Origin of the sequence: Neopusillimonas aromaticivorans, assembly GCF_030344915.1 — a bacterium.
Classification (GTDB): Bacteria; Pseudomonadota; Gammaproteobacteria; order Burkholderiales; family Burkholderiaceae_B; genus Neopusillimonas; species Neopusillimonas aromaticivorans.
In genome coordinates, this window is the sequence record NZ_CP128233.1 from 2,502,566 (window position 1) to 2,516,368 (window position 13,803).

Sequence of the window (13,803 nt, forward strand, 5' to 3'; positions counted from 1 at the left end):
CATGGCCTGGACTCGTGATGAAATGGCCGCACGCGCGGCAAAAGAACTGCAAGATGGCTTTTATGTAAACCTGGGTATCGGTTTGCCCACCCTGGTCGCCAACTATGTTCCGACAGGTGTCGAGGTCTGGTTGCAATCGGAAAACGGCTTGCTGGGTATCGGCCCGTTTCCCGAAGAGCACGAAGTGGATGCCGACATGATCAATGCCGGCAAGCAAACGGTTACCACCTTGCCGGGTTCGTCGATTTTTTCGTCGTCCCAATCGTTCGGCATGATCCGCGGCGGCAAGATCAATCTGGCCATTCTGGGTGCCATGCAGGTGTCCGAAAAGGGTGACCTGGCCAACTGGATGATCCCGGGAAAAATGATCAAGGGCATGGGCGGTGCCATGGACCTGGTTGCCGGCGTCAGCCGCGTGGTGGTGCTGATGGAACACGTCGCCCGCAAGAAAGACGGTACCGAAGACATCAAGCTCTTGCCTGAATGCAACCTGCCTCTCACCGGCGTAGGGGTGGTTGATCTGATCATCACTGATCTGGGCGTGATGGAAGTGACCGACAATGGCCTGAAGCTCACCGAACTTGCGCCGGGCGTTTCTGTCGAAGAAATCAAGTCTAAAACAGCGGCGCGTCTCGACGTTTCGGCATTCGTCTGATACGTTGATTTCCCCGTTACTCCAGGTGTTGAATCGTGGTTGATTCCCTTTATGCTTCACGTATCCAGGCGTTGCGCCAGTCGATGGCAAATCATGGTGTCCAGGCGTGTGTGGTGTTGTCGGCAGACCCGCATTTGTCTGAATACCTGCCCGATCACTGGGCGGCTCGCGCCTGGTTTTCGGGTTTTGAAGGCTCGGCCGGCACCTTGCTGGTCACGGCCGACTTTGCCGGGCTCTGGACGGACAGCCGTTATTGGGAACAGGCCGACGCCGACCTGGCCGGTACGGGTATTCAGACCCTGCGCGCGGGTGCGCCGGGTGTGCCCATGCCGCCCGACTGGCTGGCGCAACACCTGCCCCAAGGGCCCGCGTGGCGGTTGATGGCAATACCTTAAGCGTTACTGCCCTGAAGCAATGGCAGGCGGTCTTGCAGCCTTGCAAGGTCGCCATCGTGACCGATCTTGATCTGGTGGCCGAGGTCTGGACTGACCGGCCAGCCCTGCCTTCGGCGCCGGTGTATGAACACCTGCCGCCTTACGCCTGTCGCACCCGCATGGCCAACATTCAGGCGGTTCGCGAGCAGATGCAGCAGCATGGGGCGCAATGGCATTGGTTGTCGTCGCTGGATGACATTGCCTGGCTGTTGAACCTGCGCGGCGCCGATGTCGATTACAACCCGGTGTTTCTGGCGCATGTGCTGGTGGGGCGCGATGGGGTCCGCGTGTTCGTCGATACGGCCAAGCTGGATGCGGGGCTGGTACAGGTGCTGGCCAACGATGGCGTTCAGGTTGAGCCTTATGATGCGGTCGGTGGTGCGCTGGCGTGTCTGCCCGAGTCTGACACGCTTCTGTTTGACCCGGCCCGCGTCACCGTAAAGCTGCTTGCGGCGGCGGCCTTTGTTCAGAAGCTCGAGGGGGATAACCCGTCCTGGCGGTTGAAAGCCTGCAAAACGCCGGAAGAAATTGCCCATGTGCGTCAGGCCATGGCGCTTGACGGTGCGGCCTTGTGCGAATTTTTTGCATGGTTCGAGGCAGCTCAGGGCCGTGAACGCATTACTGAACTGACCATTGACGAAAAAATCACGGCGGCCCGTGCCCGCCAACCGGGGTTTGTGTCGTCCAGTTTTTCCACGATTGCCGCGTATAACGCCAATGGCGCCATGCCGCACTATCATGCGACCGCACAGTCGCATGCCGTCATCGACGGTGATGGCCTGTTGCTGATCGATTCGGGCGGGCAGTATCCCGGCGGTACGACCGACATCACCCGTGTGGTGCCAGTTGGGCAGCCCTCGGCCGAACAAAAGCGCGATTACACCCTGGTGTTGCGCGGCATGATTGCCTTGTCGCAAGCCCATTTTCCGCAAGGTATTCTGTCACCGTTGCTTGACCCGATTGCCCGGGCACCGTTGTGGCAGGCCGGCATTGAATTTGGTCATGGCACAGGTCATGGCGTGGGGTACTTCCTGAACGTCCACGAAGGCCCGCAGTCGATTTCTTACCGCACGCCGCCCAAGCCCTCGATGGCTATGGCGGTGGGCATGATCACGTCCAACGAACCGGGGGTTTACCGGCCTGGCAAATGGGGTGTGCGTATCGAAAACCTGGTGGTTTGCCAGCCCGCCACGCAAACCGAATTTGGCCAGTTCCTGCGTTTTGAAACGTTAACGCTGTGCCCTATTGATACCCGTTGCATCGTCCGTGAGCTGCTCACGGCGTCCGACATCGAGTGGTTGAACACCTACCATGCCCGGGTTCGTCAGACACTGTTGCCGCTGGTTGACGGTGCCGCACGGGAATGGCTTGTTCAGCGGACTGAACCCGTCTGAACCGCTCCGGCGTCAGCTATAATTTCAATTTCCGTGCGACACGTCACTCACCACGTGCAAAGGGTAGTCTCCTTTTAAATCAAAGACTTGGGTAGCTGGCCCGGCGAAAGCGTATTTAGCATTTTTCAGTGTTTTTAACGGCTGCGAAGTCGTTTTTTGAACGCTATTTGGTCCTCAGGGCCAAGTTGCGTCCACAGCAAACGCACCTGCAATGGGTGGTTTGTTGCTTTAAAACTACGATCTGTTCGTGGTTTTGCTATTGATACGGTCAGCTTGACCGTCTTTTGTATGCCCCATGTCTTTAACATAGGGGGTAAGGGTTCGTTTTTCCGCCCACAAGGTGGTATGACGGCCTCATTAAATCAGCATCGGTGAGATGCTCCTTCTCTGATTGTGCAACGACCTTGGGCTACCCGCCACTCAACAAGGACGTAGAGCACCTGTTGTGTGATCAACAGTAGCCTAGAGGCACATGCGTGACTGGTAACAGTTGCGTGTGAAGCTGCCTTGACAACGTACCCCCGATTTTTCTCGGCACACAATGATGGTGACATCGTGGTGTGGACTCTCCCAGCAGCAAGGGGGACTAGGGGCTAGGCTTTCCGACATGCGCAACGCATGTGAACCATTGATAAACCTCGTAAAAATTGACAAGCCTAAGCTGCTGCGAGGCTTGAACCAAAAGGTATGTGGCCGGTTGTCCTGCTGGAAGTTCAGGGCACATCACCGTCAGGCCACCGGGGAAGAAATGGGCGCTAAATCGGAATTGTCAGAGTTGGGGAACGTGGTAAGCCCCACTGTCCGCCTATTGCACAAGCAATAGGCAGGGAAGCCGCAAGGCGACCTGGTGGATGAGGGGTATGGGATTGTGGAAAAAGCGAATGGTCGCCTGTAATGGGTGACATAGGGGTTCAAACTTTGCCCTAGTGCGAAAGCGTGCAGACTTCCACATGGTGCGACTGTCGTTATCGACTGTCGATTTCTATCAAAGCCCCGAAGGGATGCAATTATCCCTTCGGGGAGAAATGCGTCCACTCGGCATTGCTTCGAGAGGATTGCATGAGAAAGACTTTTAATAATCTTGAAAGTTCTGTGTCCTCACGCGAACCGGATAACTGGCATGCCATCGACTGGCACCGTGCTATCCGGTACGTGAGAAAGACGCAGCAACGTATAACGAAGGCTACACAGGAAAAGGAATGGCGCCAGGTGAAAGCCCTGCAAAGATCCTTGATCCACTCTTTTCAGCGCGTGCGCTGGCAGTACGAAGAGTGACGGAAAACCAAGGCAAGCGAACGGCGGGAGTTGATCGCGAGCTATGGGAATCTTCTGGCCAGAAATGGCAGGCTATAGCGAGATTGAAGCAGCAGCGGGGGTATAAACCACGGCCTTTGCGCCGGGTTTACATTCCCAAAGCCAATGGTAAGGAACGCCCCTTGGGGATCCCGATCATGTTTGACCGTGCCATGCAAGCGTTACACCTGCTTGCTCTTGAGCCCGTGGCAGAATCCACGAGCGACCCGAATAGCTACGGCTTTCGGAACAGTCGCTCTGCGGCTGATGCTATGGCGCAGATATTCATTTCCATGTCTCAAAAGGACTCTGCCCACTGGGTGCTGGAAGCGGATATTAAAGGTTGCTTTGATCATATCAACCACGAATGGCTGGTGCGTCATGTCCTCATGGACAAGGCGGTACTGCAAAAGTGGCTGAAAGCGGGGGTTGTCCACAAGGGCTGCCTTTCGCCTACAACTGAAGGAACGCCACAGGGAGGTCCTATTTCTCCTACGTTGGCAAATATGGTTTTGAACGGGCTGGAAACAGGTATTCATCAGCATCTAAAGACGATGATGGGGAGCAGTAAAGCCAGAACACTCAAAGTTCATGTGGTCCGGTACGCGGATGACTTCGTGATAACCGGTGTCTCGAAAGAGATGCTGGAAACACTGGTCAAGCCCTGGGTAGAAAATTTCCTTGCACAACGAGGACTGACGCTATCGCCGGAAAAGACGAAAGTCGTTCACATCGATGATGGGTTTGATTTTCTTGGGTGGAACTTCCGCAAATACTGCGGAAAACTGCTTATTAAACCGTCGAAGAAGAACACTCAGGCGTTCTACGGAAAGGTAAAGGAAATCGTTCTAAGTCATCTTTCAGTCAATCAGGAGGTTCTCATACGCAAACTCGACCCCGTCTTGAGAGGATGGGCACGGTATCACCAGCCGGTGGTGGCGAAAGCTGCTTTCAGCCGGTTGGACAGCCTGATTTACTGGCTGTTGGTACGGTGGGCGAAACGACGGCACAGTAACAAATCGGCTGTCTGGCGTATTCAGAAGTATTGGAAACGTTTTGACAGCCGCATGGACTTTGCCGTCCAGCGTCAATTGGATGACGGATCTATGCAAGCGTTGAAACTGTATCGGCTTGCTGATACAGAAATTCAAAGGCACCTGAAAATCAAAGGGGAATACAACCCTTTCGATCCTCGATGGGAAGAAGAAGGCGAAAAGCTACGGATCAAGCGGATGGAAAATAACCTGAAGCACCGTAAGCAGCTGGTTTCGCTATTCATGTCTCAGAAGGGTAGGTGTGCGCTTTGCAAAGAGCCTATAGGCACGGAAACGGGCTGGCACGATCATCACTTGGTTCGCCGAGTCGATGGAGGCACCGATCTCTTGTCTAACCGGGTGCTCTTGCATCCGGTCTGTCATACCCGAGTGCATGCGTTGGGTTTAACCGTTGTAAAGCCGGTTCCAACTGGAACTTAAAGTACCGACCTTTGGTGGCAAATAGGCTAAAATTCTATTTTCTAACCATAGAGTTGGGTTTGTCGTGCTTGAGCCGGATGCGGTGAAAGCTGCAAGTCCGGTTCTTAGGGGGATGATCCAGTAATGGGTTGTCCCTACCCTCCGCTACCGCCCGGCTACACCGGGCGACGATCTATGACCAAATATGTTTTCGTAACGGGTGGGGTGGTGTCCTCACTGGGTAAGGGCATTGCTGCCGCGTCGCTGGCTGCCATTCTTGAATCACGCGGCTTGCGCGTTACCATGCTCAAGCTCGATCCCTACATCAACGTTGATCCGGGCACCATGAGCCCGTTCCAGCACGGCGAAGTCTTCGTCACCGAAGACGGCGCGGAAACCGACCTTGACCTTGGCCACTACGAGCGTTTCATTACCACGCGCATGCGCAAGGTCAACAACTTCACCACCGGCCAGATCTACGAATCGGTATTGCGCAAAGAGCGTCGTGGCGATTACCTGGGCAAAACCGTGCAGGTCATTCCGCACATCACCAACGAAATCCAGGACTTTATCGCCCGTGGTGCGCAGGCGGCTGATGTCGATGTGGCCATCGTTGAAATCGGTGGTACGGTTGGCGACATTGAATCGCTGCCCTTCCTTGAAGCCGCCCGTCAAATGAGCCTGCGCCTGGGGCGCAACAATGCTGCCTTCGTGCATCTGACTCTGGTGCCGTTCATTCCGTCGGCCGGCGAGCTTAAAACCAAGCCCACCCAGCATTCGGTGCAAAAGCTGCGTGAAATCGGTATCTACCCGCACGCCTTGCTGTGCCGTGCCGATCGCCCCATCCCCGACGATGAGCGCGCCAAAATTTCGCTGTTCTCCAATGTGCCGCTGGATGCCGTCATTTCGGTCTGGGACGTTGATTCAATTTATAAAATCCCGGCCATGTTGCACGCCCAGGGGCTTGACAACCTGGTGTGTGACGCGCTGGCGTTGTCTCCGCCACCGGCCGACCTTACCGTCTGGGACCGCCTGGTCAACGCCATCGAACACCCCAAACAAGAAGTCACCATTGGCATGGTCGGCAAGTACGTTGACCTTACCGAATCGTACAAGTCGCTGACTGAAGCCTTGTTGCATGCGGGTATCCATACCAGTTCAAAGGTCAACATCGAATACATCGACTCTGAAGTCCTCGAGGCTGAAGGGACAGCTAGTCTGGCCAGATTTGACGCCATTCTGGTGCCGGGCGGCTTTGGCAAGCGTGGTACTGAAGGCAAAATCGCGGCCATTCGCTATGCCCGCGAGAACAAGGTGCCCTACCTGGGTATTTGCCTGGGTATGCAGCTCGGCGTTGTCGAGTTTGCCCGCAGTGTTGCCCAGTTGGGTGGTGCCAACAGCACCGAGTTTGACCCGTCCACCCCGCATCCGGTGGTGGCCCTCATTACCGAATGGCAAGACCGTGAAGGCAAGGTCGAGCGTCGTGACCAAACGTCCGACCTGGGGGCACCATGCGCAAAGGCGCTCAACGTTGCCCGGTCAAGCCCGGCACGCTGGCACACTCAATATATGGCGACGAAGTCAACGAGCGTCATCGCCACCGTTACGAAGTCAATAACGTTTACGTATCGCGTCTCGAAGAGTCGGGGCTGGTTATCAGCGCGCGTACGCCCACCGAGCAGTTACCCGAGATCATGGAGTTGCCCTCGCATCCGTGGTTCATGGGGGTTCAGTTCCACCCGGAATTCACCTCCACGCCGCGCGATGGCCACCCGCTGTTCAGCAGCTTCATCAAAGCGGCCTTGCAGCATCAGGCCCAGCGTGAACCAAAGGCATCGGCATGAACCTGTGCGGCTTTGATGTCGGCTTGTCCCGGCCATTTTTCCTGATTGCCGGTCCGTGCGTCATCGAGTCGCGCCAGATGGCCTTTGATACCGCAGGTCAGTTGCACGAAATGACCCAGGCGCTGGGTATTCCGTTCATTTACAAAAGTTCGTTCGACAAGGCTAACCGCAGTTCGGGTACTTCGTTCCGGGGTCCCGGCCTGAGCGAAGGCCTGCAGATCCTGGCCGATGTGCGGGCCCATTACGGGGTGCCGGTACTTACTGATGTGCACGATCAGTCACAGGTTCACGACGTGGCGTCCGTGGTCGATGTCTTGCAAACCCCTGCATTTTTGTGTCGCCAGACAGATTTCATCCAGGCGTGTGCGGCAACCCTCAAGCCGGTCAACATCAAGAAGGGCCAGTTTCTTGCGCCTCACGACATGCTCCAGGTCGTGACCAAGGCCCGTGATGCGGCCATTGCCGCCGGCGGCGATGGCCGTACCATCATGGTGTGTGAACGAGGTGCCTCTTTCGGTTATAACAATCTCGTGTCCGATATGCGGTCACTGGCTATCATGCGCGAAACCGGTTGTCCGGTTGTGTTTGATGCCACCCACTCGGTGCAGTTACCTGGCGGGCAAGGTACGTCCTCGGGTGGCCAGCGTGAGTTTGTGCCGGTATTGGCGCGGGCAGCGGTCGCTGTGGGGGTCGCGGGTTTGTTCATGGAGTGTCACCCTGATCCTGACAAGGCCATGTCCGACGGTCCCAATGCGGTCCCGCTGGGCAAAATGGCCGGTTTACTCGAATCCTTGGTCAGTATCGATCGCTGCGTCAAAGAAAACGGCCTGTTCGAGCTCTGACCTCATCTGGCGGAGGAGCCATGGAATTATCATTTCTGGGTGCGGCTGGCACCGTGACCGGCTCGCGCCACTTGCTCGAATCGAACGGGCGGCGGGTGCTGATTGATTGTGGTTTGTTCCAGGGCTTAAGTATTTGCGTCAGCGCAACTGGGCCCCTTTTCCGGTAGATCCAGCCAGTATCGATGCCGTTGTCCTGACTCATGCCCACCTTGATCATTCCGGTTATCTGCCACGACTGGCGCGCGAAGGCTTTCGCGGCCCGGTCTTTGGTTCCGACCCTACGCTCGATCTGGCTGAAATCCTGTTGCTTGACAGCGCGCATATCCAGGAAGCCGACGCCGAATTCATGAATCGCCACAAGCTCTCGTCACATGAGCCGGCGTTGCCGTTGTACACGACCAAAGAGGCCCGCCAGGTCTTGAAGCAGTTCAAGACGTTGTCGCGCGACACGTTCCATGATCTGGGTACGGATATCAAGGTCAAGCTGCATCGTGCAGGTCATATCCTTGGCGCATCGATGGTCGAGATTCAGTGGGACGGCCGTAAACTGGTGTTTTCCGGTGACCTGGGCCGTTATAACGGCCCGGTCATGCCCGATCCCGATGTGGTTTCCGAAGCCGATTACCTGGTGCTTGAATCCACTTACGGTGACCGCCGGCATGATCAGAGCGCGCCCGAGGCGGTACTTGAAGCCATCATCCGGCGTACCGCCGAGCGGGGCGGTACCGTGGTGATTCCGGCCTTTGCCGTGGGCCGTGTGCAATTGTTGCTCTATTACCTGCACGTGCTGCGCAAGGAAAACCGGCTCCCGGCCAATATGCCCATCTACCTTGACAGCCCAATGTCACTGCAAGCCGTTCGCGTTCATAAAGAGCATCCCGGTGAACAGAAACTCACCAATGCCCAGGTGCGCGAGGTCAATGGCGTCGCTGAATACATCGAAAGCGTTGAAGAGTCCAAGGCGCTGGATGCGTCACCCATGCCCAAGATCATCATTTCGGCCAGTGGCATGGCAACGGGCGGGCGCGTCATTCACCACCTGAAGCGGTTTGCCCCTGATCCGCGTTCAAGCATCGTGTTTGCCGGTTATCAGGCAGCGGGTACACGTGGCGCCAAAATGCTGGCGGGTGCCCCGACCATCAAGATTCACGGCGAATACATTCCGGTCAAGGCCGAGCTTGCCAACCTGTCGATGTTGTCGGCGCATGCCGACGCTGATGAAATCATGCGCTGGCTGGGCGGGTTCAAACGTCCGCCATCGCAAACTTTCCTGGTTCATGGTGAGCCCGAGGCGTCTGATGCCCTGCGTTGCCGCATCAAAGACGAACTGGGCTGGAAAGTCAGGGCCGTCGAGCATCTTGAAAAGGTCATTCTCAAGTAACGGCCCGGCCCGGTACGGTGCAGACACACAGTAAAATCCGGTCATCCATCATTAATGTAATTTTTTCTTCTTTTAGGACATGCAATGAGTGCAATCGTAGATATTATCGGGCGCGAAATCCTTGACTCGCGTGGTAACCCCACCGTCGAATGTGATGTCTTGCTTGAATCAGGTGCCATGGGGCGTGCTGCCGTACCCTCAGGTGCTTCCACCGGTGCGCGTGAAGCCATCGAGCTGCGTGATGGCGACAAGGGCCGTTACCTGGGTAAAGGCGTGCTTAAAGCCGTTGAAAACCTGAATACTGAAATCTCCGAAGCGCTGATGGGTCTGGATGCCCAGGAACAAACGTTTGTCGACCGTACCCTGATCGAACTGGACGGTACTGAAAGCAAGAGCCGCCTGGGTGCCAACGCCATCCTGGCGGCCAGTATGGCGGTAGCGCGTGCGGCGGCCGACGATTCAGGCCTGTCGCTGTACCGTTATTTTGGCGGCAGTGGTCCCATGCAAATGCCCGTACCCATGATGAACGTCATCAATGGCGGCGCGCATGCCAACAACACGCTCGACATGCAAGAGTTCATGATCTTGCCGGTGGGTGCAAAAAGCTTTCGCGAATCGCTGCAGATGGGCGCCGAAGTTTTCCATGCCCTGAAAAAACTGATTCACGACCAGGGTATGTCAACGGCCGTTGGCGATGAAGGCGGGTTTGCTCCTAACGTAGCCAACCACGAAGCCGCCATCCAGCTGATTTTGCAGGCCATCGAGGCCGCAGGTTACGAAGCCGGTTCGCAGATTGCCCTGGGCCTTGACTGCGCCAGCTCCGAGTTCTACCGTGACGGCAAATACCATCTGGCCGGTGAAGGCGGTGTTTCACTGACTGCAGCCGACTTTACCAACCTGTTGGCGACCTGGTGCGACAAGTACCCCATCATCACCATCGAAGACGGCATGGCCGAAGACGATTGGGCCGGCTGGGAAATCCTGACCAAACAGCTGGGCAAGAAAGTGCAGCTGGTGGGCGACGACCTGTTCGTGACCAACACCAAGATCCTCAAGCAGGGTATTGACCAGAACATTGCCAACTCCATTCTCATCAAGATCAACCAGATCGGTACCCTGACCGAAACGTTTGCGGCGATCGAAATGGCTAAACGTGCGGGTTACACCGCCGTCATTTCGCACCGTTCGGGTGAAACCGAAGATTCGACCATTGCCGATATCGCGGTTGCGACCAACGCCATGCAAATCAAGACCGGCTCGCTGTCGCGTTCCGATCGCATGGCCAAGTACAACCAGTTGCTGCGCATCGAAGAAGAGCTGGCTGAAGTTGCGTCCTACCCGGGTCGCGACGCCTTTTATAACCTGCGTTAATTTCTGAACGGGCAGGCGATGCGCCTTGTTCTGCTGATTCTGGTGTTGCTGACGGCGGCCATCCAGTACCCCCTGTGGCGGGGTAAAGGCAGCTGGGCGCGCGTCAGTGAACTGGAACAGCAGGTTGCCCGGCAAGAAGAAACCAATGCGGCCCTGGCCGCCCGCAACAATGCGCTGGCGGCCGAGGTTCAAGACCTCAAGTCGGGCAGCGATGCCATCGAAGAGCGTGCCCGCTCGGAACTGGGTATGGTGAAAGAGGGCGATATATTCATACACATACTGCCCTCTGATACCCCCGGTTCATCCCCTGTGGTTACGGGCTCATCATCTCCCGCCCCCCGGTTCATCCCCTGTGAACCGTTGAGGTTCGCTTTGTGACTCTAACCCGGCCTGTCCATCGGGTTTCCCGCCTGTCCCCGTCACGCCTTGGGCTGTCTGGTCAGGTGATGCGACTGCGCTGCCTCCTTCCCCGTTGTTTCCCGGTGCTTCGCCGCTTATGCCGTTCGTGCCTGAGGGTTGACTGGCCGGTACGGTGTTGGGCAAGTACGCGTCGTTCGGTTTGGGTTGGTAGGTTGGGTCATAAAGGTCAGTGTGCGGTGGCGTCGTATCGGTCGCTGGTCGGGGCGGTACGCGGTCAGCGGATCGGGTAACCCGGCCTGCCGGATCATCCGGCCAGAATACCGGGTGTGATTGCATGGTCAGCGTCATGTCTTGTTTCAGTACCAGCAGGCCACCTGCAATCCGTTCAAACCCGGGCAATAGCGGCGTATAGTGCCATGTCAGCCGTAAGGCCAGCGTATTGGCCTCGAAAATGCTCTGCCCCGAATGGTGCCCATTGCCGTTGGTCCGGCCTTGCTGTTTATGGGCGTCATGCTGTTCCAGCTGATAACTGTTATTGATGGTGGGCAAGCCCGATGGGTGGCGCACGGCAGGGTCAGTTGAAATGAAATCCCGGAAGTGATCCGGTGTGGGTGACAGCACCTGGATATGCCAGGGCAGTTGCTGGTGATGCAACTGGTTTCGGACCGTGGCGGCTTGCAGACGCTGCGCCGATGTCGCGGAAGCGGTGGCAGGGTAAAGCGGTTCGAGTGCTTGTTCAAAGGCCTGGATGATGGCCTGCGGGTTGGCATGCAAGGTGGATCCGGCCCGCCCCGCGTCGGTCAAGGCCATGTTCACGGCCTGGCGTGTGAACATCCAGTGGCTGATTTCGATTCCACCAAGCGCGGTCAGCAGCAGGGGTACGGCGATCAGCAAAAACTCGATCATTCCGGTGCCACGCTGTGGTGCGACATGCCGGTGGTGAAGGCTGGGCAGAGGGAACGCAGGTAAAAAGGCCATATCGCATTGTGTCGATATGGCCCGGATGTGTCGATTGTGGTGATTACGCGGGGTGGATCAGTTTACGCGCACGGGTTGTGCGCATTAACGCGGCAACTGTGGCACAGGTCAGTGCATGCGGCGCCCGCCGAGTGTGTCAGTGCCCACGGGGGCACTTGAATGCTGTCCGGTTTTTAGTGAAGTGACGTCGGGTTGGCATGCCCGCTGTTGCGGTTCTCTGTGAACAGGCTGGCACAATCAACCGCATCGAAGTGATACGGTTTACCGCAGAAGTTGCAGGACACTTCGACCTCGTCGCTTTCTGACAGGATACTTTCGATTTCGACCGCGCCAAGCATGCGCAGCATGTTGCCGACACGTTCGCGCGTGCAGGGGCAGTGCCAGCGTACGTTTTGGGGTTCAAACGCCAGCAGGGTTTCTTCCCAGAACAGGCGTTGCACCACCTCGTCAGAGGGCAGATCAAGCAGTTCTTGCGTTTTGAGGGTTTCGGCAAGAATGACGGCACGTTGCCAGGTTTCTTCTTGTACCGTTGCGGTAATTTTCCCGCCGTGACCGGGCAGGCGCTGCAACAGCAGACCGGCCGAACACCGGGCGTCAGCGGTTAGCCACAAGCGGGTATCCAGCTGTTCGGAACTGCGCATGTACCCTTCAAGGACCTGCGCCACACTGTTGCCTTCCAGCGGCACGATGCCCTGATAGGGTTGCATGTCGGTCGTTTCGCGGTTGGGGTCAAGCACCACGATGAAGCGGCCATTGCCGTTGGCGTTCAGCAGTGTCTGCAATGACCCGTCAGCGGGCACATCAACGCCTTCGCGCAGTGTTGCCGTGGCACGGATATCGAGGTTGACGTTGCATTCGACCACAATCAGGGCCACCGGGCCGTCACCTTGCAGCTGCAAGACCAGTGACCCGTCAAACTTGATATTTGATGCCAGCAATACGGCGGCCGACACCAGTTCGCCCAGAAGCTGCTGCACGCAGTCAGGGTAGTGCTGGTGAACCAGACCATCTTGCCAGGCATCGGTCAGGCGCACAGCCTGCACACGCACGGTGTTATCCTGGAACAGGTATTTTTTCAGTTGATTGCTCATGGCGTAATTTTAGCGTATTGCGCCATGAACCCGTGGTACGCAGAGCATGCCCGCCTTGCACTTGGGTGTGGGCCCTGCACGTTTCAGGCCTGGGCTTGGCCCCTGAAGCAGGGTAGTGTCAGTTACGCACTTTCTTCAGATGCTGCTGGTATTCACGACCCCGTTGAACATAATGCTCGCTGTTATGCGACAGGTTTTCAAGTTCTTCGGCGGACATCTGGCGAACGATTTTTCCGACCCCGACGACCAGTGAGCCGTCGGGGATATGGCGGCCCTCGGGGATGATGGCGCCCGCGCCGATCAGGCAGTTTTTGCCCACATGGGCATTATTCAGGACAATGGCCTGCATGCCGATCAGTGTGCCGTCTTCTATGGTACAGCCGTGCAGCATGGCCTGGTGGCCCACAGTGACGCGCTCGCCAATGGTCATGGGTATGCCTTCATCGACGTGCAATACACAGTTTTCCTGGATGTTGCTGTTTTTTCCAATGACAATGGCGGCGTTATCACCCCGGATGCTGGCATTGGACCAGATGCTGACGCCTGGCCCCAGCGTGACATTGCCAATGATGTCGGCACTTTCAAAAATGAAGGTATCCGGATCAATCGAGGGGTAAGGTCTTTGAAACTGTAAATAGACATAAAAGGAATCAGATTTAAAAAATGAACAGGATCGGGTGGGTTCTGTCTGTGGCATGCCGTAGGG

The 13,803-nt window shown here is 56.7% G+C and carries 6 protein-coding genes and 5 pseudogenes; 8 read left to right on the top strand and 3 right to left on the bottom strand.

The features are described from left to right. Position 1: 1 nt before the first annotated feature. The 8 genes and pseudogenes from N7E01_RS13790 to ftsB all read left to right on the top strand — a co-directional run bounded on the left by N7E01_RS13790 (position 2) and on the right by ftsB (position 11,046). Positions 2 to 655, top strand: a complete 654-nt coding sequence (locus N7E01_RS13790; RefSeq protein WP_289173271.1) for a 3-oxoacid CoA-transferase subunit B — start codon at positions 2 to 4, stop codon at positions 653 to 655. 83 nt (positions 656 to 738) lie between these two features. Next, positions 739 to 2,483 (top strand): annotated as a pseudogene (locus N7E01_RS13795) (aminopeptidase P family protein). A 1,059-nt stretch (positions 2,484 to 3,542) separates the two neighbouring features. Next, positions 3,543 to 5,251 (top strand): annotated as a pseudogene (gene ltrA / locus N7E01_RS13800) (group II intron reverse transcriptase/maturase). A 174-nt stretch (positions 5,252 to 5,425) separates the two neighbouring features. After that, positions 5,426 to 7,074 (top strand): annotated as a pseudogene (gene pyrG / locus N7E01_RS13805) (CTP synthase). After that, positions 7,071 to 7,916 carry a 3-deoxy-8-phosphooctulonate synthase gene (gene kdsA / locus N7E01_RS13810; RefSeq protein ID WP_289173272.1) on the top strand — a complete coding sequence of 282 codons (846 nt, stop codon included), beginning with the start codon at positions 7,071 to 7,073 and terminating at the stop codon, positions 7,914 to 7,916. Before pyrG ends, kdsA begins: the two are co-directional and overlap by 4 nt. A 20-nt stretch (positions 7,917 to 7,936) precedes the next feature. Continuing rightward, positions 7,937 to 9,297 (top strand): annotated as a pseudogene (locus tag N7E01_RS13815) (MBL fold metallo-hydrolase RNA specificity domain-containing protein). 84 nt (positions 9,298 to 9,381) lie between these two features. Next, entirely contained in the window at positions 9,382 to 10,668 is a 1,287-nt protein-coding gene (gene eno, locus N7E01_RS13820; RefSeq protein ID WP_289173273.1) for a phosphopyruvate hydratase, read from the top strand. Positions 10,669 to 10,686: 18 nt separating this feature from the next. Further along, a complete protein-coding gene (ftsB, locus tag N7E01_RS13825; RefSeq protein ID WP_289173275.1) occupies positions 10,687 to 11,046 on the top strand; it encodes a cell division protein FtsB in 360 nt (119 codons plus the stop codon). Here the strand turns inward: ftsB and N7E01_RS13830 are convergent. From N7E01_RS13830 to N7E01_RS13840, 3 genes and pseudogenes are all read right to left on the bottom strand, one after another. Beyond that, entirely contained in the window at positions 10,993 to 12,006 is a 1,014-nt protein-coding gene (locus N7E01_RS13830) for a TadE/TadG family type IV pilus assembly protein (protein WP_289173276.1), read from the bottom strand. The genes ftsB and N7E01_RS13830 overlap by 54 nt on opposite strands. 173 nt (positions 12,007 to 12,179) lie before the next feature. Continuing rightward, positions 12,180 to 13,097 carry an Hsp33 family molecular chaperone HslO gene (gene hslO, locus N7E01_RS13835; RefSeq protein WP_289173278.1) on the bottom strand — a complete coding sequence of 306 codons (918 nt, stop codon included), beginning with the start codon at positions 13,095 to 13,097 and terminating at the stop codon, positions 12,180 to 12,182. A gap of 118 nt (positions 13,098 to 13,215) precedes the next feature. Further along, positions 13,216 to 13,739: pseudogene (locus tag N7E01_RS13840) on the bottom strand (gamma carbonic anhydrase family protein). Positions 13,740 to 13,803 lie beyond the last annotated feature (64 nt).